General features: G+C 68.6%; 18 protein-coding genes. 5 read left to right on the plus strand and 13 right to left on the minus strand.

From position 1 onward, the window contains the following. Positions 1–74: 74 nt before the first annotated feature. From ACT3CF_RS08250 to ACT3CF_RS08265, 4 genes are all read right to left on the minus strand, one after another. On the minus strand, positions 75–1,265 hold the full coding sequence (locus ACT3CF_RS08250) for an MFS transporter (protein ID WP_478421768.1): 1,191 nt from the start codon (positions 1,263–1,265) through the stop codon (positions 75–77). Positions 1,266–1,626: 361 nt separating this feature from the next. Then, positions 1,627–3,078 carry an amidohydrolase gene (locus ACT3CF_RS08255; protein WP_478421769.1) on the minus strand — a complete coding sequence of 484 codons (1,452 nt, stop codon included), beginning with the start codon at positions 3,076–3,078 and terminating at the stop codon, positions 1,627–1,629. Between the two features lie 28 nt (positions 3,079–3,106). Continuing rightward, a complete protein-coding gene (gene ggt / locus ACT3CF_RS08260; RefSeq protein WP_478421770.1) occupies positions 3,107–4,837 on the minus strand; it encodes a gamma-glutamyltransferase in 1,731 nt (576 codons plus the stop codon). Next, entirely contained in the window at positions 4,837–8,223 is a 3,387-nt protein-coding gene (locus tag ACT3CF_RS08265; RefSeq protein ID WP_478421771.1) for a TonB-dependent receptor, read from the minus strand. The genes ggt and ACT3CF_RS08265 overlap by 1 nt, the downstream gene beginning before the upstream one ends. Positions 8,224–8,415: 192 nt before the next feature. Between ACT3CF_RS08265 and ACT3CF_RS08270 the strand changes: the two genes are divergently transcribed. Both ACT3CF_RS08270 and ACT3CF_RS08275 read left to right on the plus strand, forming a co-directional pair. Beyond that, positions 8,416–8,958, plus strand: coding sequence for an RNA polymerase sigma factor (locus ACT3CF_RS08270; RefSeq protein WP_478421772.1), 543 nt, complete (start codon positions 8,416–8,418; stop codon positions 8,956–8,958). Continuing rightward, positions 8,955–9,917, plus strand: a complete 963-nt coding sequence (locus ACT3CF_RS08275) for a FecR family protein (protein ID WP_478421773.1) — start codon at positions 8,955–8,957, stop codon at positions 9,915–9,917. The genes ACT3CF_RS08270 and ACT3CF_RS08275 overlap by 4 nt, the downstream gene beginning before the upstream one ends. Positions 9,918–9,991: 74 nt before the next feature. Here ACT3CF_RS08275 and ACT3CF_RS08280 read toward each other — a convergent pair whose 3' ends face one another. From ACT3CF_RS08280 to ACT3CF_RS08290, 3 genes are all read right to left on the minus strand, one after another. Next, the gene (locus ACT3CF_RS08280) at positions 9,992–11,143 is read right to left on the minus strand and encodes a glycoside hydrolase 5 family protein (protein ID WP_478421933.1); all 1,152 of its coding nucleotides are present in this window, start codon (positions 11,141–11,143) and stop codon (positions 9,992–9,994) included. Positions 11,144–11,394: 251 nt separating this feature from the next. After that, the gene (locus ACT3CF_RS08285) at positions 11,395–11,757 is read right to left on the minus strand and encodes an XRE family transcriptional regulator (RefSeq protein ID WP_478421774.1); all 363 of its coding nucleotides are present in this window, start codon (positions 11,755–11,757) and stop codon (positions 11,395–11,397) included. Between the two features lie 4 nt (positions 11,758–11,761). After that, a complete protein-coding gene (locus ACT3CF_RS08290) occupies positions 11,762–12,064 on the minus strand; it encodes a type II toxin-antitoxin system RelE/ParE family toxin (RefSeq protein WP_478421775.1) in 303 nt (100 codons plus the stop codon). A 347-nt stretch (positions 12,065–12,411) separates the two neighbouring features. Between ACT3CF_RS08290 and ACT3CF_RS08295 the strand changes: the two genes are divergently transcribed. Continuing rightward, positions 12,412–12,606, plus strand: a complete 195-nt coding sequence (locus tag ACT3CF_RS08295; protein WP_478421776.1) for a hypothetical protein — start codon at positions 12,412–12,414, stop codon at positions 12,604–12,606. 380 nt (positions 12,607–12,986) lie between these two features. On the opposite strand, the gene ACT3CF_RS08300 is transcribed toward ACT3CF_RS08295, so the two are convergent. The 4 genes from ACT3CF_RS08300 to ACT3CF_RS08315 form a co-directional block, all read right to left on the minus strand. Beyond that, complete coding sequence (locus tag ACT3CF_RS08300; protein WP_478421777.1) at positions 12,987–13,346, minus strand: hypothetical protein; 360 nt, start codon at positions 13,344–13,346, stop codon at positions 12,987–12,989. 300 nt (positions 13,347–13,646) lie between these two features. Next, positions 13,647–15,503 carry a methyl-accepting chemotaxis protein gene (locus ACT3CF_RS08305; RefSeq protein WP_478421778.1) on the minus strand — a complete coding sequence of 619 codons (1,857 nt, stop codon included), beginning with the start codon at positions 15,501–15,503 and terminating at the stop codon, positions 13,647–13,649. Between the two features lie 258 nt (positions 15,504–15,761). Beyond that, positions 15,762–16,271, minus strand: coding sequence for a DUF2147 domain-containing protein (locus tag ACT3CF_RS08310; protein WP_478421779.1), 510 nt, complete (start codon positions 16,269–16,271; stop codon positions 15,762–15,764). Next, positions 16,271–19,615 (minus strand): TonB-dependent receptor, encoded by a 3,345-nt coding sequence (locus tag ACT3CF_RS08315; RefSeq protein ID WP_478421780.1) that lies wholly within the window; start codon positions 19,613–19,615, stop codon positions 16,271–16,273. Before ACT3CF_RS08315 ends, ACT3CF_RS08310 begins: the two co-directional genes overlap by 1 nt. Before the next feature lie 545 nt (positions 19,616–20,160). Between ACT3CF_RS08315 and ACT3CF_RS08320 the strand changes: the two genes are divergently transcribed. Together ACT3CF_RS08320 and ACT3CF_RS08325 are read left to right on the plus strand one after the other, a co-directional pair. Then, positions 20,161–20,676 (plus strand): RNA polymerase sigma factor, encoded by a 516-nt coding sequence (locus ACT3CF_RS08320; protein WP_478421781.1) that lies wholly within the window; start codon positions 20,161–20,163, stop codon positions 20,674–20,676. Next, complete coding sequence (locus ACT3CF_RS08325) at positions 20,673–21,767, plus strand: FecR family protein (RefSeq protein WP_478421782.1); 1,095 nt, start codon at positions 20,673–20,675, stop codon at positions 21,765–21,767. Before ACT3CF_RS08320 ends, ACT3CF_RS08325 begins: the two co-directional genes overlap by 4 nt. A gap of 4 nt (positions 21,768–21,771) precedes the next feature. On the opposite strand, the gene ACT3CF_RS08330 is transcribed toward ACT3CF_RS08325, so the two are convergent. Next, on the minus strand, positions 21,772–22,476 hold the full coding sequence (locus tag ACT3CF_RS08330) for a phosphatase PAP2 family protein (protein WP_478421783.1): 705 nt from the start codon (positions 22,474–22,476) through the stop codon (positions 21,772–21,774). 339 nt (positions 22,477–22,815) lie between these two features. Further along, positions 22,816–25,533 (minus strand): M16 family metallopeptidase, encoded by a 2,718-nt coding sequence (locus tag ACT3CF_RS08335; protein WP_478421784.1) that lies wholly within the window; start codon positions 25,531–25,533, stop codon positions 22,816–22,818. Between the last annotated feature and the right edge of the window lie 33 nt (positions 25,534–25,566).

The following is a 25,566-nucleotide window of genomic DNA, read 5'->3' on the forward strand; positions in this document are numbered from 1 at the left end:
GGTGTTCTGTTGCGACGCCAATTGGAAGCGCTTCCAATGTCGCTACGCAGAAACAATGCGACACGCAACGGTTTTTAGTCAGACGCACGCGGGCGGGGATGACGTCGCGCAAAATCGAGGATGACGAGGTAACAGAGCGCAGGCAGCGCGAGCGCGGCGACAAGCCCGAAGCGATCTGCGGCGAACCCGGTCAGCGGCGGTATGACCGCACCGCCGACCACTGCCATGCACAGCAGCGTCGCGCCGGGCGTTGCCTGTTCGGGACGTGCCGGCAGCGCAAGCACATAGATTGTCGGGTACATGATCGAATTGGCAAGGCCGACCGCAATCAGCGCCGCGGCGGCGGCGATGCCGTGTCCTGCGACTGCCGCGCCGGTCAGCAAGACCGCCAGCGCAGTCGCCGCTGCGAGCAGCCGGCCAGGCGCGATCCGTCGCAGCAGCGCGGCACCCGCGAAACGCCCCAGCATCGCTGCCCCCCAGTAGAGTGCGACCAGCCGCGCCGCCGGAACGGGCGCAAGAGCAAGCGCATGCGGCAGCATCAGGAAATCGGTGAGCAGCGCGCCGATCGCTACCTCTGCGCCGACATAGGCAAAGATCGCCACCGCACCGTGGCGTAGCCGGGTGTCACGCAGCGCGGCGATCCAATCGGCACGGCGGGCGCGCGAGCCGGCGGGGGCAAGGCCGCGCAAGAGATCCCGATCGCGGAAAAAGGCAAGGGCCAGCCCGGCGAGTACGAGCCCGGCGAGCCCGAACGGAACCACCAGTGCCGGCAGTCCGGCCCCGCCGATCCGATCCGCGGCGCCCGCCGCGAGCACGAACGGCGCGCCGACCAGCGGTCCGGCGACGGTGCCGATCGCGTTGAAACCCTGAAGCAGGTTCAGGCGGAAGGCGGCACGCGCCGGATCGCCCACCAGCGTGACGGCGGTATTGCTCGCGATCTGCAGAAAGCTGCTTCCCGCGGACAGGACGAGCAGCGCGGCGAGCACGCCGGCAAAGCTGCGAAAGGCAAACCCCGCGACGATGAGGCCGCAGCCGACCGCCATCAAACCAAGGCCGATGGCGTGCGCGCGCATATAGCCGCGTGCCGCGACGACTGCCGCGATCGGGAGCGCGAGGAGCAGATAGCTGGAATGCGATCCCAGCTGGATGGCGGTCGCCCCGGCATAATCGAGCCCGAGCGTCAGCCGAACGCGGGGCACCAGCAGACTGATGAGCGCCGCGACGAACCCGCCGATGAAGAAGACGCCGATCGATAGCCGGAACAATCGGGCCGCGACCCGTTCGGGAGAATGCGCAACCATGACCGACCCCGGCGTGGCCGGGGCGTCCGCCCGGCGTCGTCGCGGGGCTAGCAGATCGGCACCGCGCTCGCCACTGCCGGCGGGCGTCCGGTCAACTTCCGCGGGCATTGCCGCCCCGTTTCCCCCCGGGGCAGGCAGTGCGCGGTGCCGATCCACCGCTCCGGCGGCCGGCGCATCGGGGTGGAGCGATGCGGCCGGTGCCGGAGGGGGCGGGCGGGGCAGGCCTTGGTTGCTGTACCTGTCCCGCGCCGACTTCGCTCAACGACCCGAGGAGCGAAGGGGGGGCGCCCGGGCCGTCCCGGGCGCGATCTCGATCCCGATCCTGCTATTTGCGATAGTCGAGCGCAGGCTTGCGGTCGCCCAGCAGCGGTGCATAGCGGAAATCGGGGCCGCGCCGCTGGAGCAGTTCGGCACGCGCCGCCGCCAGCGTTTCGGGCGAACCGAACAGTTCGGCGGCGGTCAGCGCGATGGTCTTGGCGGCGACCACACCGCCCTTGGCACCGATGCTGTTGCCCGAGGCGGCCACGGCCTGCCAGCTATGCGCGGGGGTGCCGGGCACCCAGGTCGCGGCACCGAGCCCGACTGTCGGCACGACCCAGCTGATGTCGGCGACATCGGTCGATCCGCCGCCGTCGCCATTCTCGATCGGACGCACCTCGGCAGCGCGTTCGAGCGGCACCCGGCTGGGCAGGCTCGCCTGGAGGCGGGTCGCCCAGGCGCGTTCGGCATCGTTCCACTGCGCGCCGCCGACCGTGCTCAGATTCTGGTGCATCACCCGTGCGAGCGTTTCGTTTGCGAGCATCGAATAGACGCCGCCCGTCGCCTCGAACTCGACGCTGGTCCCCGTCGCGATCGCCGCGCCCTCGGCCGCCTTGCGTACGCGATCCATCACCGATCGCACCACGTCCGGATTGGTGTGGCGGACATAGTAATAGCTTTCCGCGAACGCCGGAACGACGTTGGGTGCCTCGCCGCCCTGGGTGATGACATAGTGGATGCGCGTGCCGATCGGGACATGCTCGCGCAGGAAGTTGACCGCGACGTCCATCACCTCGACGCCGTCGAGGGCCGAGCGGCCCTTGTCGGGCGAGGCGGAGGCGTGCGCGGCGACGCCATGGAAGCGGAACTTGCCCGAAATGTTCGCCTGGCTCTTCCCCAGCGACACTGCGTTCGAATCGCCCGGATGCCAGTGCAGCACCGCCGACACGTCGTCGAACAGGCCGGCGCGCACCATATAGACCTTGCCCGATCCGCCCTCCTCGGCCGGCGTGCCATAGATGCGGATCTCGCCCGATACCTTGTGGGCGATCATCCAGTCGCGCACCGCGATCGCCGCGGTGACTGATGCCGCGCCGAACAGATTGTGGCCGCAGCCATGGCCGGCGGCGCGGCCCGGGATCGCCTCGCGCTCGGGCGCGGCGGTCTGGGCAAGGCCGGGAAGCGCGTCGAATTCGGCGAGGACGCCGATGACGGGCCCGCCGGTGCCCTGACGAAAGCGTGCGACGAACGCAGTCGGCATGCCGGCGACGCCCGCCTCGACGGTGAAACCGGCCTTGCGAAGCTGGGCCTGAAGCAGCGCCGAGCTGCGCGTTTCCTGGAAACCGACCTCGGCAAAGTCCCAGATCGCCTTCGCGGTTTCGGCGAGCGCGGGCGCCCGCTGGTCGACATCGGCAAGGATCGCCTGCCGTGCGGCGGGGTCGAGCGGCTCCGCCGCAGCAGGAAGAGCGGTGACGAGCGCAAGTCCGGAGACGGCGGCGGCGAGCAACGGGCGGATCATCGGCAGCTCCAATCGGGCAGGAAGGGTATCAACGGGCAGGGACGGCTTCGGCATCGGGGCGCCGCGTGTCCGCGCTGCCCAGGAAGCGCTCCCCGACGATCTGGATCGACTGGACGCTCCCCATCGTGTTCGAACGCTGAACCTTGTGCCCGCGCGCCTCGAGCAGCGGCACGAGGTCGGGCGAGAAGCCTTCCTCAAGCTCCAGCGGCGCGTCGCCGCCGCCCTGGTTGATGCGGGGCCGCTCTGCCGCCTCGGCGACGTTCAGGCGGTGATCGATCACGTTGACGAGCATCTGGACCATCGTGGCGATGATATAGCCGCCGCCCGGCGTGCCGGTCACCAGCCACGGCTTGTCCTGATCGAACACGATGATCGGGGTGATCGTCGACCCGACGCGCTTGCCGGGAACCGGCCGCGTCGCCGCTCCCGAGGGTCCGCGGCGGCCCCAGGCGAGGTTGCCGAGCGAGTTGTTGAGCAGCACGCCCGTTCCCTCGGCGACGACGTGCGCGCCGTAGGACGCCGACAGCGTATAGGTGTTGCTGACGGCATTGCCGTCGGCATCGGCGACCGAGAAGTGCGTCGTGTCCTTGCTCTCGAACGGATAGGGGTTGCCGTCGGGCACATCGTCGGCGCCGAGCGACCGGTCGGCGCGGATCAGCTTGGCGCGTTCGGCGGCGAAACCCTTGCTTGCAAGCCCCAGCGTCGGCGTGCGCCAGTCGGGGCCGCCGCCGACCAGTCGCCGATCGGCCGACACGATCTTCATCGTTTCCGACAGCAGGTGGAGGTTCGCGACGCTGCCCCAGCCTGCCTGCGCCACCGGGAAATGCTCGAGGATGTTGAGCGCCTCGGCCACGCTGACCCCCGAGGCGGTGGGCGGCATGAACGCGATGCGGTGGCCGCGATAGCTCGACCAGAGCGGCTCGCTGACGATCGCGCGATAATCGGCAAGATCCTGCGCATCGATGATGCCGCCGCCCGCCCGGATCGACGCGACGAGCCGCCCTGCGACCTCGCCCTTGTAAAAGCCGTCCGCGCCGCGCGCGGCGATCGCCTTGAGCGTCGATGCGAGGTCGAGCGCGCGGAAGCGCTCGCCGGGGGCATAGGCGGTGCCGTCGGGCTTGAAGAACATCTTCATCGCCGCGGCGTCGTGCGCCATCGTCTTGCGCTGCGCCGCGGTGGCGCCGGCCTCGTCATCGGACAGGATGACGCCCTGCTCGGCCATTGCAATCGCGGGCGCGAGCAGCGTGCCCCAGGGCAGCTTGCCGAAGCGGCGGTGCGCCTCCCACAGCCCCGCGACGGTGCCGGGGATCGCGACCCCCTTCATCGAATAGCCCTTGGCGGGATCGGGGCGGCCGTTGGCGTCGAGCAGCAGGTCCGGCGTGGTGTGGCGCGATGCCTGGCCATAATAGTCGATGGCGATGTCCTGCGCCGGCTTGCCGTCGCGCGCGGCGATGTGGACGAGCATGTAGCCGCCGCCGCCGATATTGCCCGCGCGCGGCAGCGTCACCGCCAGGGCAAAGCCCGTGGCGACCGCCGCGTCGACGGCGTTGCCGCCCTGGCGGAGGATCGCGGCACCGACTTCCGACGCCAGCCGGTTCTGGCTGACGACCATGCCGCCGCGGCCGACCCGCGGCTTGTGGATCGAGTCATAGGCGACGATGTCGCCGCCGCTCGGCGTGCGGCGCTGGCCTTCCTCCTCCTGCGCGAAGGCGGGCTGGGCGAGCGCGAGCAGCGCAAGTGCGATCACGGCGCCGCGCATCAGAACGCCACCCGCAGATTGGCGTACCAGTAGCGCGAATAGGGGTTGTAGAGCGAACCCAGGAAGCCGTTCGAGCTGAGCGGGGGCTTTTCGTTGGTCAGGTTGCGCACGCCGAAGCGCAGGCGGTAATCGCCCTGGCCCTGCGTCTTGAACCCGATCTGGGCATAGAGATTGTAGGTCGTCTGGCTATCGATCAGCCACGGCGCGCCCGCCGAGTCGATCAGCCCGGTATCGTCGACGTCGCTCGTATAGGCGGTGAAGGCGCCCAGTTCGAAGAGGCCGTAGGTCCAGGTGACGGTGCCGCTTGCCTTCCAGCGCGGCTTGCCGTTCTGGCGGATCAGGCTGCCGGCGTCGGCGATGCTGGTGCCCGGATTGATCGTTCCCGCCGCGCGCGCGTCGATCAGCGTCTGGATCGGCTTCGACGGCTGGAGGTAGAACTTGTCGAGATAGGCGGCGTTGGCGCTCACGCGGAAACGGCCGAGCCCGAAGTCGGGAAGGCGCCACGACAAGCTGAGGTCGATGCCAGCGGCTTCCTGCGGCAGCAGGTTCACATACTGGTCCTTGACGTAGAGCACGCGGCCCGCCGGCGCGAGCCCGGTGCCCGTGAACAGCGCCTCGTCGTCGGCGGTCGGCGCCGCGCGAATGACGTTGGGATCGCTCGATCCCTGCACGCGCAGCAGATAGTCGTTGATGAGCGCGTTGCCTTCGCCGAACAGGCCGACGATTCCCTTCTGATTGACGTGCCAATAGTCGGCGGTGAGCGTGATGCGACCGATCACGTCGTCAAAGAAATGCGGTTCGAGCACGACGCCCGCCGACCAGGTCTCCGAGGTTTCGGGCTTGAGGTCGGGGTTGCCCGAGCGCTGCGCCGAGGTGGCGAAGGACTGGCTGCAGTTCGAGAAGCTGGCGATCGCCTTGGCGCGCAACTGCGCCTCGCAGCGGACCCAGTCGGTGCGCGTGTTCGACCGGGTGACGACGCGCGCGTTGATCTGTTCGAGGTTGGGCGCCTTGAACCCCTGAGCGAACGACGCACGCAGCCGCAGACCGTCGACGACGTCCCACGCCGCGGCGATCTTGGGCTTCGCGACGCTGCCGACGTCCGAATAATGTTCGAACCGCCCCGCGAGCTGAAGGTCGAGCCGGCGGACCAGCGGCACCTCCATTTCGGGGCTGATCAGCGGCACCGCGAGTTCGGCATAGGCCGACGCGACCGTCCGCCGCCCGCTGGTGTCGGGCGAGGGGCTGGTGCCGATCAGGTCCGAACCGTTGACCGCGCCGTTGACCAGGTCGGTGAAGACGATCGTGCCGTCGACGCGCGGATCGCGGTCGTCGCGCTGGGTCTCGCGACGGATTTCGCCGCCGATCGCCAGCCCGACATCGCCGCCGGGCAGCGTGATGAGGTGCGTGGTCGAGCCCTTCAGATCGGCGAGCGCCAGCGTCGCGGTGCTGACGCGCGTCGTCTTGATGCGGATCGCGTCGATCGCGGCGGCGCTGCTGGGCGTGGTGTCGGCGCCCGACGGAAGCGCGAGATTGGCGCCGTTGAACGGGTTGTAGGCATCGGGCGTCGACAGCGCGAGCTGGCGCTGGAGCAGCGTCATGCTGATGCCGTCGGAGCGGTCGCGGACGCGCGCCTGCGAATAGAGCGCGGCGCTTTCCCAGCGCAGCCCCAGCGCCTCGAACCGCACGCCGGCGAGCAGGCGATACTGGGTATTGCGCACCTCGACCACGTTGGGGCCGACATCGGCGAAGTTATAGCTGCTGAGCGTCACGCCGAGCCCCTGGGCGGGGGCGTTGATGCCGGGAAGCCGGTTGGGGTTGGTGCGCCCATCGGCAAAGGTCACCGGGCCGAACGGGTTCCAGTAGTTCGACGCCGGGATGACGAGCGGGCCGGAGGAGAGCGTGCCGGTCGACGCCTGGATGCTCCTGGTGTCGGCGCGGTAATAGCCCGCCTCGCCGAACAGCTCGAGGCCGTCGGTCAGGTCGTAATGCCCCGTCGCGAACAGGTTGTAGCGGTCCGTTTCGGGAACGACGGTGGTGTTGAACGCGAGCGGCGCGTCGAAGCGCAGGTCGCGCAGCGCCGCCGCGCTGTTGGTGCCGCTGGCGACGCACAGCCCGCCCGCGGCATTGCCCGCGCCGCCCGCCGGGCAGCCCGCATAGCCGGTCGGCTGGACGTGGAACTGGCCCGAGGCGTTGGTGAGGCTGGTGGTGCCGCGCTTGACGACGACGTTGCCGAGCGTCTGGAACGAGCCCCAGGGCGTGATCGTGCTGCGGTTGTCGATCGAGGTCGAACCGGCGAAGCGCGTGTCCGCGAACAGCGGCGTCTTGTTGGCCGATGCGGTATAGGCCTGGTCGCCCGCGCGCTGCGGATCGCGATGGTCGTAGCTGGCATAGAGCGTGATGTTGCCGCGCGAGCCCAGATTGTGCCCGGCGAGCAGCGACAGGTTCGATTCGGCGAGGTTGGTGCTTTCGGCAAAGCCGGTCTGCGCCTGGAGCTGCACGCCCTGGTAATCGGTCTTGAGCACGGTGTTGATCACGCCCGCGACCGCGTCGGAACCATAGATGGCGGCGGCGCCGTCGCGCAGGATTTCGAGCCGCTCGATCCCGAACACCGGGATCGCGTTGGTGTTGTAGGTGAGCACCGGCACCAGATTGTCGTCGGCGCGGCTGGTGGGGTGGTTGACCACGCGGCGGCCGTTGAGCAGCACCAGCGTGTTGCCGACGCCGAGGTTGCGCAGGTTGACCGAGCCGACGTCGCCGCGCGCGGCGTTCGAGCTGTTGGGCAGGTAGCTGGCGTTGAAGCTGACGTCGCCGAGCTGCGGGATCGAGCGCAGCAGCTCGTCGCCCGAGGTGGCGCCGGTCGCTTCGACCTGGGCCGCATCGACGAGCGTGACGGGCAGCGCCGCGGTCGTCTTGGCGCCGCGGATCTGCGAGCCGACGACGACGATCTCGGACTTGGCGCCGCCTTCGCCCTGGCCCTCGAGCGCCTGTTCGACGGCTTCGGTGCTGGGCGCGATGCGTTCGTCGGCTTCGGCGGCGGGCGCCGACTGGACGAGGGCCGCGGGCTTCAGATGCGCTTCGTGGCGCGGGACGATCCGCACGCTGCGCGGGCCGGTGACGCGGAAGGTATAGTCGGTGCGCTGGAGCAGCGCGGCGAGCGCCTGTTGCGGGGTGTAGCGCCCGGCGAGCCGCGGCGCGGTCGAGCGGGCGATGGCGGGATCGGTGAAGACGAGCTGGAGCCCGGTCTGGCGCGCGACCTGGAACAGCGCCTGATCGAGCGGCCCGGCCGCGATGTTGACGTCGACCGGCGGCTGCCCCTGCGCCAGCGCGACCCCAGGTGCCGCGAGCGCGACCACGCACGCAGAGGCCAGCAAGATCCCATGCTTCATTTTCGATTACCCCCGATTACGGCGCGTCCCCCGCGCTCTGTCATCGAATTGACGCGCGAGCGGCCCCAATGCGAACCCGACCCGTTCAAAAATGACGTCGCCAACGCAAAGATTTTGTCGTTCGTTCGCATTTTCCCGCATTCGGCGTCATATTCGTGCCGTTCAGGGGAACGCGATGACGGGGGGCAACGGGTGAAGGCGATTTCGCGCAGCGCAGCGCAGACGGGGGGAGCGGCGGGGGGCGCCATCGACCCCGCCGCGTTCGAAACCTATCGCGCCGCGCTGCGCGCCTTCGTCGCGCGCCGGGTCCAGGAACCGCAGGAGATCGACGACCTGGTGCAGGAGGCGTGCGCCCGGCTGCTCGCCGCCGAACAGACGCGCGCGCTTGACGAGCCGCTCGCCTACCTGTTCCGCATCGCGGGCAACCTGATCGCCGACCGGCACCGCCGCGCGCGCCCGGTCGAGCCGCTGATCGAGGCGCACCACCCGGCCGTCGGCCCCGCGCAGGAAGAGGCGCGCCGCGCCGCCGACCTGCAACGCGCGTTCGAGCGCGCGCTCGCCGAACTGAGCCCGCGGTGCCGCCAGGTGTTCGTGCTGCGCCGGTTCGACGAACGGCGCACCGGCGAGATCGCGCGCGAACTGGGCATGAGCCCGCGCATGGTGCAGAAGCATCTGAGCCACGCCATGGCGCATCTTTACGACCGGCTGGGCCATTTGATGGAGATCGACCGATGAGCCCGCGCGACCACCGGCTGGGCCGGCGTGCGGAGGCGGTGTTCGACGCGTTCCTGAACGGCCGCTCCGAAACGCTGCATCCCGGCGACCGCGACGAGGCCGCCGCCTTCTGGGACTGGCTGGGCCAGCGCGAGCGGCCCGCCGACGACCCGTCGCTGCCCGCCCGGCTGTGGCTGCGCTGGCCGCACCTGGCCGCCGCGGCGGCGGTGGTGCTGGCGCTGGGCGCGACGCTGGGGATCGGCTGGCATCTGGGCGGCGAGCCCGGCTATGCCCGCGAGCTGCGTACCGGCCATGGCGAGCGCGGGCTGGCGCGGCTGCCCGACGGATCGGTGGTGACGCTGGCCGCCGACACGCGCGTCCGCGTCGCCTTTTCGCGCGGCGTGCGCGACCTGCGGCTGGAACAGGGACAGGCGCTGTTCGAAGTGGCGCACAACCCCAAGCGCCCGTTCATCGTCCACACCCCGCACGGCGACGTGCGCGCGGTGGGCACCGCGTTCGACGTGACGCTCGCCCGCGACGAGGCCGAGGTGACCGTGGTCGACGGCGTCGTCCGCATCGCGCTGGAGCGCGGCCCCGGCACCCCGCGCGAGCCGATCGAGACGCTGGCGCGCAAGGGCGAGCGCGTCGCCTTCGGCCTGGCGCGCGGCGGCCAGGGCACCTTTGCCTTTATCCGCCCGTCGCGCGCGGTCGACATCGAGGGCGCGACCGCGTGGACGCAGGGCAAGCTGGTCTTCCACGGCGAGCCGCTGGCGCGCGTGATCGAGACGATCAACCGCTATTCGAGCGACCGCGTCGAGCTGGCCGACCCGAAGGCGGCGAACCTGCCCGTCTATGGCGTCATCAACCAGGGCGACACCGCCGCGATCCGCGACCTGATCGCGCACCCCGACGCGGTGGTGATCGAGCATCGCCGTCCCCCCGCGCCCGGCGCGAGCCCGGCGCCGCAACCGGCCGAATAGCGCCGCCGCGCCGCGCCGCACCGCGCCACGTCGCGCCGCACCATGTCGCACCGTGTCGCGCTGTCAGGGCGCGCTCATCCGTCGGCGGGCGCGGCGGGGACGACGCCGCGCGGGCTGGTCGCCAGCCGCCGGATCAGGTCGGTCTCCGCCCGGCGATAGGGGGTGCCGTCGGCGCGGAACACCTCGTGGAACCAGATCGTCGGCTCGTCATAGGTATAGGGCTTTTTCCAGCTGTCCCAGGGCAGGCGCGTCTGTGTCCGGCCGTCGACAAAGCCCCAGTTCATCATGCCGATGTTGAGCCGCTTGCCGATCGGCAGCGTGTTGTCGAAGGTCGAGCCGTTGCCGCGCGCCATATATTCGGTGCACAGCACCGGCCGCCCATAGCCGAGCATCTGGCGCGCGCGGCGTTCGAAGGTTTCGGGCCAGCTATAGTCGTGGAAGCTGAGGATGTCGGATTCGGCGAGCTGGACCTTTTCGATCGCGTCGAGCGCGCGCGGGTCGTCCCAGCGATCGCCGGTCCACAGGCCCGCGGTGAGCGGCTGGACCGGATCGGCCGCGCGCGCCCAGGCGAACACGCGCGGCAGCAGCAGCGCGACATAGCGGTTCTTGTCGGGGGTGGGGGCATAGTTGCCGCCGCCGGGATTGTTCGGTTCGTTCCACACGTCCCAGCCGAGCACGCGCGGATCGCGCGCGAAACGGCCGACCACGTCCTTCACATAGGCCTCGAGCTTGCCATATTGCCGCGCATCCTTGAGCCGCGCCGCGCCCGGCGCCTGGACCCAGCCCGAATTGTGGACGCCGGGGATCGGCGGGTGTTGCGGGCCGGCGACGGGATCGGGATCCCAGCAACTGTCGAACAGCACGAACATCGGCCGGATATGGTGGCGCGCGGCGATGGCGAGGAACTGGTCCATCCGCGCCTTCAGCCCTTCGGCATCCTGTTCCCACAGCAGGTTGTGCAGGAAGACGCGCATCGTGTTCATCCCGATCGCCTCGGCCCAGCCGAGCTCGCGGTCGATCCGCCGGGGATCGAAGCTGTCGGCCTGCCACATCTCGAACTGGTTGATCGCGCCGGCGGGGGTGTAGTTGGCGCCGACGAGCCAGGGCTGGGCGTCGTACCAGCGATTGGCCTGGGGCTTGCTCCACGGGTCGCGCGCATCGGCGGGCGCGGGGCCGAACAGCAGGGCGGCCCCGCTGGCGGCGAGCAGCAGGCGGCGGCGGATCATCATGCGGCATTCTCCCCTGAACATGTCGTTATGGCCGACCGCCGGGAAAGCGGCGCTCCGCGTCACCCGCAGCCGGTCCCGCCGCAACGCATCGGGGCGGGTTATGGGCGCATGGGGGGGAAGGACTCGCACTTGGGATGTGGCTTTCAGAGCCCCAAGGCGGCTGTCGAACAGCGCGGACGGCCGCTTGCGCGCGCTGACGCGCACGGGCCAGCGGCTGAGAACGGAAGCGCGGAAACGGCGCCGCCGGATCAGGCCGGGCTTCGAGCCTCGTCGATCTCGCCGACACCGGTGAGCGTGAACGGACCCGTGCCGGGAAGTTCGACCCGCAACTCGAGGGTGCCCCCGGCTGCTTCCACGAACCGGCGCAGGGTGGAGAGATACAGGTCGGCCTGGCGCTCGATCTTGACAACCGCCGGCTGCGTGACGCCCAGGCTCTGGGCGATCTGTTCCTGACTGCGCCGCGCGAGCTTGCGCAGCGCCTTGAGGCCTTCGACCTCGGCCTGGAGCTGAGCGGTGCGGGCGGCAATACGGGCCTGGCTGTCAGCCGGCATGGCGGCGATCACCTCGTCAAGCGTGCGGCCCAGAACGCTGACCTTCTTTTCGGTTGCCATGGTCCTATCCTTTCAACGTCTCAAGATGCTCGGCGAACCGGGTGTCGGCTTTGGCAATCAGCGCCTTGTAAAACCGCTTCTGCGCGATGCCGGCCTTGTCGCCTGCGACCAGCAGGATGGCCTTGCGTTCGGGATCGAACGCGAATGCCACGCGCCAGATCCCATCCCCGGCATCGAACCGCAGTTCCTTCATGTTCGCATAGGCCGAGCCCGCCAGCGTATCGGCGTGCGGTCGCCCCAGAAGCGGCCCCTGCAACTGCAACAGTCCAGCACTTGCGGCCAGGGCTTCGCGCACTTCCAAGGGCATCAACGCGAACTCGGCCTCGAACGCCTGGTGGAAGACGACCGTTCATGTCATGCGGCTATATAACCATAAGGTTATTATTTGTCTAGATCGCCCTCATCACCGACGTCGAGCAGGGCGATCATGGCCGACGTGGATGGCGTGCGCGTCGCGCACCCGGACCCGGGCGGCTGGTCCGCCGATCCGGCAACCGATCCGGGGATTGCGGTTTCCGCATTGCACGAAGCGTTTTTCCGCCGGCAGCGGGCCGATGTCGTCAACGGACGCGCCGCGCGGCGCGCTCGCCCGGCGCCTGCGCGACCGTTGCGATGCGATGCATTATGCCGCATGCCGCGGCCCCGGGCTGTTCCATGCCCGATCGCGCCTTTTCCCATGCCGCCGAAGCCGCGGCGGGCCTGCGGCCGGAAGCAGCCTTCTTCATCGACCACCGGGGCGACAACATCACCGCGGCCCAAAATTGCGGCCGGACGGCGGCGTTATCGACGGGCCGCCGCACGGTGCGCGATCTGATGCAAGCCGCGCAGCGGGGCGGGGCGGCGCGATGAGCGACGTTGGTGGGGAGCGGCCTTCAGCGTTGGCTCGGAACGTCGGAGCTGGATGCTCGACGTGTCCAGATACGCCAAACGAACTGGGCGAGATTACCTACCGCCGCGATGCCTACCATCGGCCACAATGCCCAGCTCGGAATCCAGTCGAGAGCGTGGAAGTGGAGTCCCGCCCACAACAGAGCGAAAACGGCGATTGTGCTACCTCACAGATGAATCGAATTTCGTGCGTCTGCTGTCATGGCTTGCCCCGTTCGAGTGACAAGGCTGCGCGATCTTCGGAACGTCCGCAACTGGACGGCTTCAGTCATTCCGGCGTTATGAATACAGGTCGTGAGCCCCTGATCCCGAAGGGTCGAGATTGATCGAGGCTTGCGTTGCTATGGTCCCCATTGATCCCAGGCTTTGCGTTCGGCGTCGGGGTCAAAGACAATGGCGACCGAACCGGGCGGCAGGCGCATCGTGCTTTGATAGCTATTGAAAAAAGCAAGGAAAAGGGAGGCGTATGTTTCCAGCCCGACCGCCGTTTCTCCTGCCTTACGCGACGCTCCGAGTTGCCAGTTGTACCGGGGGCCGCCCGGCCCGGGCGCCTGTTCGAGCGATGCGAAGAACGATGCTTCGCGCCGACCGTTCAGAAAGAGGGTGAAGCGCTGACCGACGCGCAGGCTCTCGCGGCGCATCGCGTATTTGCCGTCGCACGCAGACCAGCCATCTTGCGATTGTTCGAAGCAGATCGACATGCGTGGCGGCATACCCGCCATTCGTAAAGGTCGGCTATCGGATCCGGAATGCTCCGGCCGCTTTCGTGGCTCGCCGAAGGCTGAACCGGCATCGGCAGGTGCCGATATGCGCCGACCGACTTTGCGTGGCGCGGGATCGTCGTCGCGCTGGGCGGCAATCTCCTGCGCCGAAACGCCCCCCGGGTTTCCGAACGGACCCGGCGGCGTTGACGGTAGAGGCGCCGGCTTGCGCCTGCGTTCCGGCGCGTGATGCCCGCGCGGGCGGGGAAGAGGGGAGAGACCCCGCCCGCGCGAACCCCGTCAGAAGCTGGCCCAGCCGTCGGCATGCGCCGGCGCGCGCCGCCGCACCGGCACCGGCTCCGGCGCGGCGGGCGCGGGGCGTGGGGCGGCGGGGGTGCGGGCGGCGGCCGCGGCGCGGGGCGGATCGACCGTGAAGCGTGCCGCCTGTTCGACCAGCACGCTGATTTCGGCATTGAGGCTGCGCGCGGCGGCCGAGGTCTGTTCGACCATCGCGGCATTCTGTTGCGTGGCCTGGTCCATCACGCCGACCGCGACGGCGATCTGGGTGATCGCCGAGGACTGGGCGTCGTTGTCGTGCGCCATCTGTGCGGTGAGCGTGCGCGCATTGGCCCCGGCCGACGCGATGCCGGCAAGCGCGGTGTCGACGCGGCCGACGGCGCCGACGGCGTTGCCGATCTCTTCCTGCGTGACGGTGAGCTGGTCGCGCGCCGCCTTGGCCTCTTCCTCGGCGCGCATCGCGAGCGCCGAGACGAGGTCGGCGACGACCGCGAAGCCGCGACCGGCATCGCCGGCGCGCCCCGCCTCGACCGCCGCGTTCATCGCGAGCACGCGCGTCTGGAACGCGATCTTGTCGAGCCCCTCGATCACATTGTCGATGCCCTTGGCGCTATCGGATACGCGCGCCATCGCCTGCACCGCCTGATCGGTGCAGTTGCGGCCGTCGGTCACGGCGGTCATCGCCTGGGACGAGCCGGCGGCGGATTCGTTTGCCGCCTCGGCGGTCGCCTTGGCACGACCCTCCATCTGCGCGATCGCGGCCGAGGTCTGTTCGAGGCTGGCGGCATTCGATTCGGTGCGGCGGGCGAGATCCTCCGACGCGACGGCGATCTCCTGCGCGCCGGTGCGGATCGCCGCGGCGCCGGTGAGGACCGCGCCGATCAGATCGCGCAGCGCGCCGACGGCGGCGTTGAAGTTGGTCTTCACCGTCTGGTACGCGGCGCCGAAATCGGCGGTGATCGTGCTGGTGAGATCGCCCGCGGCGAGGCGGCGGAGATTGGCGTCGAGCGTGTCGACGACCGCCCGTTGCTCGGCCTCGGCCTGCGCCTGGGCCTCGCGTTCGCGCGCCTGCGCCTGGGCATTGTCACGGAAGACGAGCACGGTGTGCGCCATCGCGCCGAGTTCGTCGGTGCGTCCGGTCCCCGGCACCTCGACCGCGAGCCGCCCCTCGGCAAGCGCGCGCATCGCCGCCATCAGCCGGTCGATCGGACGCGTGATGCCGTAGCGCGCGACCGCCCAGCCGAGCGCGAGCGCGCCGAGGATCGCGATGGCGTTGAAGCCGAGCACGGTGCGCTGCGCGGTGATCGTGGCGGCGCTGAGTTCGGCCGCGCGCGCGGTGGTCGCGTCGATCCGCGACTGGTTGTAGGCGAGGAGATTGGCGGTCATCGCCTGGATGCCGCGATCGGCCTCGGCGAGCTGGGCCTTGGCGCCGGCATCGTCGTTGCGCAGCCCGGCGTCGGTCGCACGCGCGACATTGCCGTGGATTGCCTCGAGCGCAGCGCGGAGTTCGGCGGTCTTGGGCGCGGCATCGGGGTCGAGCGTCGCCACCTCGGCGAAATTGGCCTGCGCGCTTTCGTAGGCCTTGGCGCTTTCGGCGGCGGCGGCGCGTGCTTCGGCCGAGTTGCCGTCATAGGCGAGCGTGCGATAGCCCGCATAGATCATCATCGCGACGTAACGGTTGGCGCGGACAAGCTTGACCGTGGCAGGAAGCTTGCTGTTGGTCAGCTGCGAATAATTGGCATCGGTGGTGCTGAGCGCGCTGGTCGCCACCAGCGCGGCAGCAAGGCTGGCCAGCCCCAATAATAACAATACCGAAACGATCTTGGCCGGAATCGTAATTCGGCCGAGCAGGCTTTCCATGGTCTTGCCCTTTAAATGTTCAGACAAGCTATTTTAGAACGCTGAAATCGTCGTCGATCGAGGTAAACGTCATACCTTTGGACATTGCGGATTGGGGTGCGTTTTATTACGATAGCAGCCGCGTAACGAATATGATTTACGGCGCGTATCGTCGCTACAACGGGGATCTTGTCCGGAAAAACGCAGAACGCCCGCCGGCAGTGTGCCGGCGGGCGTTCCCGCTTGGTTACCGTTGCTGGTCGCTGTTGCCGGGCCGCGTCAGCGCGCGCGGCGCCAGGTCTGGGTGCGGCACAGGAACATGGCGAGGCAGCCCTGGACCTTGAGCGTGTCGCGATCGACGAGCGTCAGCGTGCCGCTGCGCGCGCCGTCACCGGTTTCGGGATCGTAGAGCGGGCCGCCCTTCCACCGATCCGGCCCGCCGGTGAAGCCGTCGAGCACGCGCAGCCCCATCACCTTGCGGCTGCGCAAGCCCGTGCTGGGGTTGCGCTGATCGCGCAGATCGGGGTTGGCGCGCAGCCGGGTGCCGTCGACGACGCGCCCGCACAGCGCGTTGCCGCAACGATGGATTTCGACCACGCCGCCCTCGCGCTCGGTGCGCCAGCGGCCGAGCAGCGCGGCACCGTCATCGGCGCGCGCGATGTCGGGCAGCAGCGCAACGAGCACCGCAGCGAGCAGCGCGGTGCCCGCCAGCCCCACCGCCGCCAGCGGGCGGTGGGGCGGCACGGCGCGGTGGGGACGCGCCGGCGTTCGGGTTTCGGGCGTTGCCATCAGAACTTCTTCGACAGCCGGAGGCCGAAGATCCGGGGGTCGAGCGTGAAGACGTTGGTCGTCAGGCCCGTATCGTCCGAATTGGTAAAGGTATCGGTGATCGGCGATTTGTCGAACAGGTTCTTGACGTAGAATTGCGCGGTCATCCCGAGCGCGCTGTTTTCGACCGTGAGCGCGACGTTGACATTGTCCCACCCGTGCAGCCGGTCATAGGCGGTGTTGTAGACGCGGGCATAGCTGGGCCCCTGACGATAATAGTCGCCGCGCAGCGTCGCCTTCCAGTTGCCCGAATAGACGCTGTACTGCGCGCCGATATTGACGGTGATGTGCGGCGAGTTGGGCAGCTCGTGGCCGCCCAGCGGCATCGCAAAGCCGCGGCCGCCATTGGGCGCGCCGCTGCGCGGCGCGGTGCTGCCCACCGGTGCGATGGGGCTCAGATTCGGATCATAGGCGAGCAGCGGATTGTAGAGAAAGCCGTATTTGGACGAGAAATCCTGAGTGCCGTTGGGCGGTGTCGGATCGAAATCGCCCAACCGGCCCGAACTGAGGCATAGCGCGGGCAGCGACAGCGGGAGCAGCGCTTGTCCGAGGAAGCCGCTGTTCAGCATTTTCTCCACCGCCGCGCGCGGAGCGATGCAGCTCGACGGCGCCTGAATCCATGGGCGGACGAGAACCCAGTCGGGATTGCCCTGCGTTCGGTTCATCACGTCGATCGATTCGGCGCCGTCGGCGATGCGCGTGTGCAGATAACCGACATTGGCGTCGATGCGGAAGGCGCGGCTCGGCTGCCACCAGGTTTCGAGTTCGAGCCCGTAGCTATGGGCGTCGAAATTCTCGTTGAGCGAGATCCGGTCGACGATCTGCGAGACCTGATACCCCTTATAGTCGTAATAGAAGCCGGTCAGGTTGAGGCCGGCCTTGCCGTGCGCGAAGACGTTCTTGGTGCCGATTTCAAAGGCGTTGACATATTCGGGCTTGAAGGTCTGAGCGAGCGGCAGATACGGAACGATCGAAGGATCGAAATCCACGCGCGGCGGATTGGTGCCGCCGCCCTTGTAGCCGTGAGAGAACGACCCATAGATCATCGTTTCGTCGGTAAAGCTGAGGCGCGGTTTCCAGTCGATGACGGCCCGCCCGGTAAAGCGTTTCCAGTTCAGGTTGATATCGGGCTGAGCGGGATAGCCGATCGTGACGCGGCCGCCCGTGACATCGGCCAGGCGGGTACTGCCGGCCAGCAGAAGCTGGCTGGGGTAGGGCGTCGCCGTCTTGCTGTCGTCGGTGTAGCGAATGCCGGTCGTCAGGCGAAGGTTGCTCGCGATCTTGAAATACCCTTCGCCAAACAAGGCGAAAGATTCGGTTTTGACGACATTCTTGCTGCGGAAATAATTGTGCCCCTCGCCGTTGATCGAGCCGAGCGGGTTGGGGTCGATGTAGAGGCAATCAGCGGAAGGGTCGTTCGGACTCGTTGGGTTACAGGTCACAGCCCGAGTAATAAATTGGCCCTTTTCCGGATCGTAAGATTCAACCTTATTATACACCCATTGCCCATAGAATGTAAACAAATTGTTAAAGACGTAATAGTCGTCCTGGGATTTGAATTTTAGATAGTTGGCGCCAATATTGAAATTAAACGGTCCGCTCCAGGCGGACTGGAGGCGGATTTCCTGCGTCCATTGTTCGTTTCGTGACTTGCTGAGGTCGACCGAAAGCATGCGATTGGAGGGGCCGAGCTGGGGGTCAGTGAAAATGCCGCCGGGCGTGGGTGGATTCTCGATAATATCGAGGAGCGGTTGTGCCGAGTCCGAAAATATTGGTTGCGAAACGAAACGATTATAATCTTGTGAAGAATAGTAATTATCCTTTGCGTATGCAGTTTGGGATGCAAAGGACATGTTCCCAGGCAGGTTAAAATCAAGATTGAACTGGAAAAGATCGTTCTTGGCGCGAAATACGGGGTCGTAGCTCGTGGAAATTTCGCGCAAATTGCGTGACTGGGTGATCCCGGTATAAGGACCAATATTCTTTTCCGGGTCTATTGTGAGGGCCGGGACGCTTGAGTAGTCCGTCGCGCTGGTGCCAAGAAAAGCGAAGCCATACGTAGCAAAGACGTGCGGAAAGCTGAGGGCGTTGGGGGTGCCATAGGCGTCGTCGGTGTACAGCGATGCCGATTTGCAGCCCTGGCTGAAGCGCGCCTGGTACAGCGCGGGCACCGCCGCCGAGCCGATCGTCGTCGGGCCGGGATCGGTCGTGCATAGCTGCTTGCCCGTCCGCGAGCGATTGTCGTCTTCCTCGAAATGCTGCCAGTAGGCAGTCACGCGAAAGCCGTCGACAGGTTCCCATTTCGCCGAGACGCGGGTCGACCACAGGTCGCGTCCGTTCACGCGATTGCGCGTGAAGCTGTTGTAATCGAAGCCGTCGCGCTTGGTGTAGGCGCCCGCCGCGCGAACGGCGAAATTGTCGCCGATCGGGATGTTGATCATACCCGATGCGCGCTTCGATTCGTAATTGCCGCCCTCGATTTCGGCCAGCGCCTCGAAACGATAGACGGGCGGGGCGGGGAGGATGTTGACGACGCCGCCGGTGGCGTTCCGGCCATAGAGCGTGCCCTGCGGCCCGCGCAGCACCTCGATCCGCTGAACGTCGAAAAGCTCCTGTTCGAACAGCCGGTTGCGGATAAGGGCGGTGTTGTTGAAGCTGACCGCGACGGCGGGATCGCTGCTCGCCGATATCGCCTTGGTGCCGATACCGCGGATCGAGAAGTTATACCCCGAGAAGTTCGATTTCGAGAAGTTGACGTTGGGGACCGCGCGCAGCAGTTCGCCGCCCGTTTCGATCTTCTGGCTGTTCAGCGCCGCCTGGCTGAGCGCGGTGACGGCGATCGGCACGCTGGTGATCGATTCCTCGATCTTCTGCGCGGTCACGATGATGTCGTTTTCGTTGTGCTCCGCCTGCGCCGTCTGCGCCGCGGGTGCATCCTGGGCGGCAGCGGGCGTGCCCTGAAAGGCGGCGGGCTCGAGCGCCTCCAGCCGGCCCGAGACGACGACATAGAGATCGCCGCGGCGGCGATAGGTGAGGCCCGTGCCGCGCAGGAGCGTCGCCAGCGCCGATTCGACGTTGCTGGTCGCGACATAGCGCGGCGCGCTCTTGCCCTGCGTCAGCGCGGCATCGGCCATGATCGACACGCCGCTTTGCATCGCCAGGTCGCGCAGCGCGGCGGCGAGCGGCTGGGCATCGATGCGGAAGGCGGTTTCGGCCGGCGCGGCCTGGGCCGGCGCGGCGGCGATTCCCAGTGGTGTGACTCCCAACAGCAGAAAACAACGCAACATCGACACACGATTGCGCATGATCATCCCCTCTTTACACGGGCAGTTGCTGCCTCGTTCCGGTGCCGTGATATGCCACGGTCGATAAGTCATGACGCCGCGCGCCGCCGAACGGGGGGATCGCCACAAAAATAATCACCCAAAAAAGCCGCTCGATGCGGTGTCGAACCTTCGCGTTCGCAGCACGAATGATGACGCTGCAGTGCAAAAACATCGTCGATTCTGTCGTCGGCGTGCATAATTCTGCCGTTCGGCGTCTCTTGACAACCGCTTGTCAAACCCCTCCTTTCTGCGGCGAGAGAGGATCGCGCGCCGATGCAGACGGGGGGCAGCAGCACCAAGCGGGACCGGATCGCAGGCGCCGTGCGCCCCGCCATGCCCGCGCCGTGCGAAAATTGCCCCCCGCGATCCCCCCACTTGCCCGCCCGCCGCGTCCTGTGGAGCATGGGGGGGGATGACGCCCGCACAGGCATGGCGGGCAAATGGGAGCTGGCACGGCGATGTTCGCGCAATCCGGGGTCGCGCAGACCGGGCCGCAGACAGGCCCTTACGACGCGGAGGCGGGGATGACGGGCGCATCCCGCGCCCAGCCCGAGCTGGCCGGATGGGTGAGCCGCCACGGCCCGGCGCTGCGCAACTATTTCGCCCGGCGCGTGAACGAGCACGAGGCCGACGACCTGGTGCAGGAGGTGTTCCTGCGGCTGCACGCGATGCGGCGCGACGGCCCGATCGAGAATATCGAGGGATTCATCTTCACCGTCGCGCACAACATCCTGATTTCGCGCCACCGTTACATGAAAGTCCGCCAGGCCGCGGCGCACGAGGCGCTCAACGAGGCGAACGACCCCGTCGACACGCTCTCGCCCGAGCGGATCGCGATCGGCGCGGAGGAATATGAACGCACCGTCCGCGCGATCCTGGCGCTGCCGCCGCGCGCGCGGATGGCGTTCCAGCTCCATCGGTTCGAGCGGATGACCTATCAGGACATTGCCGAGCGGATGGGGATTTCGCGCGAATCGGTGAAGGAGCTGATCCACCGCGCGCTGCTGCGGCTGGCCGAGCGGCTGGAGGCCGAGGCATGATCCGGCTGGTCCGCACGCGCCGCGGCGAAGGGCCGCGCGACCGCGCCGCGCGACGGCTGATGACGCGGCACGAGGCGGCGCTGCACGCCGGCGATGTCGAGGGGGCGGACGCCGGCTGGAGCGCAAGCGACGGCGCAACGTGGCCGGCTGCCCCGGGCGCGGCGCACGACCCGGCCGCCCCCGACGCGGCGGCGGAGGCCGCGGCGGAAGCGGCGATGGCGCGGCTGTGGGAACTGACCGACGCCGTCGCGGGCGATCCGCGGCTGCGCGCGGCGCTCGAGGCCGATCTGGCCGCGCTGCCCCCGCCGCCCCCGCCCGCTTTGCGCGAACCGCCGCGCCGGCGGCTGCCCGCGATCGCCGCCGGGCTGGCGCTGATGCTCGCGGGCGCGGGCGGCGGCGCGACCTGGTGGGCGATGCGCCACGCGCCTGCCCCGGTCGCCGAGGCGGGGCGCAGCGTCGCGACCAGCGTGGGGCAGCGCGCGCGCATGGTGCTGGCCGACAGTTCGAGCGTCGCGCTCGACACCGACAGCGCGGTCGCGGTGCGGATGGACGAGCGCGCGCGATCGGTGACGCTCCAGCGCGGGCGCGCCTTTTTCCGTGTCGCCAAGGACCCGCGCCGGCCGTTCATCGTCACCGCGGGCGACAAGCGCGTGCGCGCGGTGGGCACCGAGTTCGAGGTGCGGCTGGCGGGCGACGAGGTGATCGTCACCGTGGTCGAGGGCACGGTGGAAGTCACCGGGCGGAGCGGCGGCCCGGTGCAGATGACGCGCGCGCCGGTGCATGCCGGCAACCAGCTGGTCGCGCGCGACGACGCACGCTGGGCGACGCGCGCGATCGACCCGCGCCAGTCGACGAGCTGGCTGGCCGGGCGGCTTTCGTTCATGGGCGAGCCGCTGGGCGAGGCGGTGCGCGAGATGAACCGTTATTCGCACCAGAAGCTGGTGTTCCGGGGCGGGCAGGTGCCCGACCAGCGCATCGTCGGCGTGTTCCGATCGGGCGACACGCTGGCGCTGGCGCAGGCGATCGAGCTCAACGGTTTCGGCCGCATCGTCGCGACCGAGCCCGACCGGATCGAGGTCGAGCCGCGATAGCGCCTCAGCCCGCGCGCGCGGCCCCCGCGCGGCGATGCAGCCGGGCGTTGAGCGCGAACATGCACAGCGCCCAGCTGCTGCCGAAACACCAGCCGGCGAGCACGTCGGACGGCCAGTGGACGCCCAGATAGACGCGGCTGCACCCGATCAGCAGCACGAGCAACGTGGCGAAGCCGAGCAGATAGGCGCGCGCCCACCGGCTGGGCTGGGCCTGGGCGAGCATGACGCCGAGCGTCAGATAGACCGCGGCGGCGGTCATCGCATGGCCGCTGGGGAAGCTGGCGCTCGATACCTGGGCGAGATGCGGGACGATGTCGGGGCGCGGGCGCTGGAGCACCAGCTTGAGCAGCGCGTTGAGCGTCGAGGCGCCGATCAGCGACCCCGCGAGCAGCATCGCCTCGGCCCGGCGCCCGAAGGCGAAGAGAAAGACGAGCGCCGCCGTGCCGAACAGCCACAGCAGCGTGAAGCCGCCGAGCGCACTGATGTCGATCGCCGACTGGAGCAGCCAGGCCGGGCCGACCGGCACCGCAGGCGTTCCGGCGTTGCGCAGCCCGCGCAGGATCGCCGCGTCGAACGCGAAGGCGTCGCCGATATGCGTGATCCGGAACGCGACGAACAGCGCGATGCCGGTCAGCGACACGCCGAGCAGCGCGAGTGCCGGCCAGAGCCAGCGCGAATTGGCGGTTTCGAGCGGATTGGGCTGGGCCATGATACTCCCGGGGTTTCGCGACGCCTGGTGCCAGCGTGCCCGCCTGCGGGCAAGGGCGGAGGGCGCGTTAATGCGGAACGGCAGGAACCGCACGGTTGCGCACGTTCGTTGGGTGTCTCACGCTCTCGCCTATGCGGACGCCAATCGCATTGGCCCCGTTCTGGGGAGGCGTTGGTTTAACCGATCCGGAGCCGGTCGTCCTCTTCTCTTCCGATGCGATCAAGGTCGCACGAGACGCGGCCACAGATTGGAACAGCTGCCCCCTTCCGAAAGGGGGCAACTCTCGACCTTCCCGAAAGGCCAAACAGCCTGATGCCGTGATACTTCGTCGCTCACTGATCAGCGCAGCCGGTGTCCCTCGGCGTCCCAGACCTCGACCGGGCCGAGCGACAGCGCGCGGACCTTGTCCTCGATCCGCGCCAGGTCGCCGACGACGACCCAGGTCATCGCATCGGGGTTGAGGATTCGGGCGGTCGACGTGATCGTCGCGGGGGTGAGCCGCGCATAGGCGTCGGGCAGCGTGGTGATCCAGTCATAGGGCCGCGCGAACCGCGCGACATATTGCAGATAGCCGACCATCGCCTGGCTGGTTTCGAACCGCCCCGGCAGTCCCAGCACCTCGCCCTTGACGAGCAGTTCGAGCTCGCGCGGGGTCGCGGGCCGCGCGCCGCGGATGTCGCGCAGCTCGCGGTCGATCTCGTGCAGCGCCTCGGCGGTCTTGTCGGTCTGGACGCTGGTGGCGACGCCGAATGCCTGCGGCCCCTGCGCCTCGGCGACATAGGAATTGGCGCCGTAGGACCAGCCCTTGTCCTCGCGCAGATTCATGTTGAGCCGCGCGGTGAAGTTGCCGCCGAGGACGTCGTTCATCGCGCCGATGTCGAAATCGCGCGGGTCGGTTCCCGGCGGCAGGATCTGGCCGACGCGGATCACCGACTGGATCGCGCCCGGCTTGTCGACGAGCACGACGCGCGGCGCGCGCGCGGGCGCGACCGGATCGACATGCTTGACGCCGCGCGGCCGGGCGGGCGCCTTCCAGTCGCCGAAGCCGCGTTCGAGCGCCGCCTTGAGCGTGGCGAGATCGGTGCCGCCTGCGGCATAGATGACGGCATTGTCGGGCCGCAGCCAGCTTTCGTAAAAGGCGGTCACGTCGTCGCGCGTGATCGTGCGCAGCGCGTCCGCCCGGCCCGCCAGCGCGGCGCCATAGGCATGGTCGGCGCCGTAGAGCAGGTTGGTGAAGGTGCGATGCGCCACCTGTTCGGGCTCGGCCAGCGACTGCGCCAGCCCCGAGAGCTGAAGCGCGCGGTCGCGTTCGAGATCGGCCGCGCGGAAGGCGGGGTTGCGGATCTGGTCGGCCCAGAGCGCGATCGTTTCGGGCAGCGTGCGCGGCATCGCCGAAAGCGAGAAGTCGGTCGTGTCGACATCCGCCGAGGCATAGATGCGCGCGCCGAGCAGCGCTTGGCGCTCGGCAAGCTGCCGGGCGGTGCGCGTCGTGGTGCCTTCGTCCATCAGCCCCAGCGTGAAGCCGCCCAGCCCGGGCTTGCTCCCGCGTTCGGCGGCCTGGCCGGCATCGAACACCATCGTCATGTCGACCGTCGGCGCCCCCGGGCGTTCGGCGAACAGCACGCGGATGCCGTTGGCGAGCCGCGTTTCCTGCAGCGCCGGCAGCTTGAGCGCGGGCGAGGGGCCGAGCGGGGGAAGCCGGCTGCGATCGGCGCCGTCGGCAAGGACGCTGTGATCGTCGAACGGAAGCACGGTGAGCTTGTAGCTGGGGTGCGTCAGCCATGCGCCGGCGGCGCTGCGCACCTGGGGTGCGGTGAGCGCCTGAAAGCGTTGCTGTTCGACGGCATATTGGCCGGGATTGTCGGCGAAGAGCGTGCCGTCGGCGAGCGCCATCGCCTTGACGTAGAGCGATTCCATCGCGCGCGCATTGTCGGCATAGGCGCTGGCCTTGACGCGTGCCAGCTCGTCGGCGGTCGGCCCCTGGGCCACGAACCCGGCGAGCACGTCCTTGACCGCCGCCTCGGCCGCGGCGCGATCGACGCCGGGGCGGAGCCGCAGCTCGACCGAGAAGATGCCCGCGACGGCATAGCCGGCGTAGCTGGCCGAGGCATAGGTGGCGAGCTGACGTTCCTCGACCAGCGCGCGATAGAGGCGCGAGGTCTTGCCGCGGCCCAGCGCCTGCGCGGCGAGCTGGAGCGCGGGCGCCTCGGCGGTGCCGCGACCGGGCACCGCCCAGTTCCACGCGATCGCCGCCTGGGGCACCTTGTCCTGCATCGTCTCGCTGCGGTCGCGGTCGAGCACCGGCACCCAGGCGGTGGTGCGGCTGATCGGGGTGCCCGCGGGTACGCTGCCGAAATATTTGCGCATCAGAGTCCTGGCCTGATCGACCGTGACGTCGCCGGACAGCACGACCACGGCGTTGGTGGCGCCGTAATAATCGGCGAACCAGCGCTTCACATCGTCGAGCGCGGCGCCGTTCAGATCCTCCATCGAGCCGATCGTCGGGTGATGATAGGGATGGCCGAGCGGGAAGAGCGCCGCGGCCTCGCGCGGGTCCATCAGCGCATAGGGCGTGTTTTCGCGCGTGCGCTTCTCGTTCTGGACGACCTTGCGCTGCTCGTCGAGCTTGGCCTGGCTGATCGCGCCGGCGAGATAGCCCATGCGGTCCGATTCGAGCCACAGCACCCGTTCGAGCCCGCCGGTGGGGACGATCTCGTAATAATAGGTCTGGTCGAGCGAGGTGGCGCCGTTGACGCCGGAGACGCCGATCTCCTGAAGCGGCGGCATATATTCCTTGTCGTGATGTTCGGAGCCGTTGAACATCAGATGCTCGAACAGATGCGCGAAACCCGACTTGCCCGCGGGCTCGTTCATCGAGCCGACATGATACCAGACGGCGACGGCGACCTTGGGCGTCGCATGATCCTCATGGACGACGACGCGCAGGCCGTTGGGCAGCGTGAACTGCTGATAGGCGACCGGCGCCTGCGCGCGCGCCGGCAGCGCGGCGACGAGCGCGAGTGCCGCCGCCGCGAGGCACAGCTTGGGGGACTTCATCGGGGATTTCCTTGTGCGAAAGAAAGCGCCGGC

It is taken from the genome of Sphingomonas chlorellae, from assembly GCF_056485145.1.